The 2064-nt window shown below is 74.0% G+C and carries 2 protein-coding genes; one reads left to right on the top strand and one right to left on the bottom strand.

Annotation, left to right across the window (positions count from 1 at the left end):
• Nucleotides 1–99: 99 nt before the first annotated feature.
• The gene (locus tag VJR25_RS10610) at nt 100–1140 is read right to left on the bottom strand and encodes an LLM class flavin-dependent oxidoreductase (protein WP_324114942.1); all 1041 of its coding nucleotides are present in this window, start codon (nt 1138–1140) and stop codon (nt 100–102) included.
• Between the two features lie 87 nt (nt 1141–1227).
• Here VJR25_RS10610 and VJR25_RS10605 point away from each other — a divergent pair.
• A partial coding sequence (locus tag VJR25_RS10605; protein WP_324114941.1) for an FtsX-like permease family protein occupies nt 1228–2064 on the top strand: 837 nt, incomplete at its 3' end.

Raw genomic sequence — 2064 nt, 5'->3', positions numbered from 1 at the left:
GTTTCGTCTCGGTCGCTGCGCTCCCTCGCTCAACGACCGGGGGAGGGTGACTGCGCTCCCTCGCTCAACGACCGGGGGAGGGTCGCTGCGCTCCCTCGCTCAACGACCGGCGAGCAGCTCGAGGGTCCGGGTACGGCCGGGGGCGGCATCCAGCGGCTCGGCGTCGTGCGACGCGGCGACCGGTGAGATCATCACCTCGTCGACGCCCCACTGCGCGGCGAACGCCTCCAGCCGGGACCGCACGTCGGGGCCGGTGCCGATGAACCAGCGCTCGCTCATCCGGTCGATCACGGGCGCGGCGAGCCGGTCGGATTCCTCCGCCTGCGCCGCCTGCTCCACGGTCTCGAGGGCCGTGAGCGGCATCCCGCCGCGCAGGCGCGCCATCATCCGGATCTGCGGCAGGGCCCGGGCGTGGGCGTCGGCCTCCGTCTCGGCGGCGACCACGTTCGCGGTGAGGAACGTGACCGGCTCCGGATGCTCCTCGGACGGCTGGTACTCCTGCCGGTAGAGGGCGAGCGCGCGCTCCAGCCCCTCGCCGGAGAAGTGGTTCGCGAACACGTACGGCAGGCCGGATGCCGCAGCCAGCTGGGCCGAGTAGTCGCTGGAGCCGAGCAGCCACACCGTCGGCATCCCCGTCGCAGCCGGGGTCGCATGGATGTCGTACGTGCCGCCGCTCGTGAACTGCACGGTCGCGCCCTGAGCGGAGACGAGGGCGCGGATGTCGTGCACGTGCTGCGGGAAGCGCTCCACGTCGCTGGTGGTGCCGGACATCCGCAGCAGCTGGGTGATCACGGGGTCGCTGCCGGGCGCCCGGCCGATGCCGAGGTCGACGCGGCCGGGCGCGAGCGCCTCGAGCGCCGCGAACTGCTCCGCCACGACGAGCGGGGAGTGATTCGGCAGCATGACTCCGCCCGATCCGACCCGGATGCGGCTGGTGCGCGCGGCGGCCGCGGCTGCGAGCACCGGCGGCGTCGTCGACGCGACCGCGGGCATGTTGTGGTGCTCGGCGAACCAGTACCGGGTGTAGCCCAGTGCGTCGGCGCGCGCCGCCAGGTCGAGGGATGCCGCCACCGCCTGTGCCGAGGTCTGCCCGCTGCGCACGGGCACGAGGTCGAGGATCGAGAGATTCAGGGAGCTCATCCCCGGTGCCAACCGCGCCCGCGCCCCGCGCATTCCCGGGGGTGCGACCTTCGCCCGCGTTGAAGGAACGGGCATATGTTAGAAGGGATGCCGAAGTCACCGTGGACCGCTCGTGCCCGTCGGCGCGCCGCTCTGCTGTGGTCGATCGCCGGGGCGGTGCTCGTGCTCGCGCTGCTGCTGTCGCTGGCCGCCGGACTCACCGGCCGGGCCCCCGCCGCCCAGGTGCGGCAGACGTTCACGCACGCTTCGCCCGCCGAGCGCGCCCTGACGATCACCGCGTCCACGTTCGGGCTGACCGCGCAGGATCAGGATGCCGCTGTGCGCGCGATCGGGCGGGCGTTCGGCGACGCACCGATCGACGTGAACCATCGCACCTCCGCCCAGAGCGTGACCTGGACGATAGAGCCGGACGTCTCCCGGCTGACGCCGGCTGAGCTGCCGGCCCTGCAGCACGGCTTCGACACGATCGGCGACACCCTGTCCACCGTGCTCGCGGACTCCGGCGGGGTCACCGCGCACGGCGTCGCCGGCGCGACGACCGCCACCGTCCGCAACACCGTGCAGACGGTGAGCGAGACCGCGGTGCTGCCCCTCGGGATCATCGCGATCGCGGGCATCCTCGCCGTCGGGATGCTCGCGCAGCTGCTCATCGCGGCCCGCGAAGCCGAGGACCGGCTGCTGCGCTCGCGCGGGGCATCCGCCGGACGCCTCATCCGCGTCGCCGCGGCCGAGGCGACGCTCATCTCCGTCCCCGCCTCGCTGCTGGGCGCCGCGGCCGCGCAGGTCGCGCTGTCGGTCTGGATCGGCCCGCCGGCATCCCCCGGCGAAGTCGTCACGCCCTGGCTCGTCGCGCTCGTCGGTGCGGTCGCGGCGGTGGTCGTGGTGGCGGTCCCCGCCGCGACCCGCCCGCTGGGAGACCCGGGA

Origin of the sequence: Microbacterium sp., assembly GCF_035277845.1 — a bacterium.
In the GTDB taxonomy this organism is placed as follows: Bacteria; Actinomycetota; Actinomycetes; order Actinomycetales; family Microbacteriaceae; genus Microbacterium.
The sequence above is the reverse complement of the archived record's forward strand: the minus strand, read 5'-3'. Positions and strand labels throughout refer to the sequence as shown.

Coding starts and splice junctions, on each gene's coding strand:
- VJR25_RS10610 (WP_324114942.1), bottom strand. CDS start 1,140: ATGAGCTCCCTGAATCTCTCGATCCTCGACCTCGTGCCCGTGCGCAGC.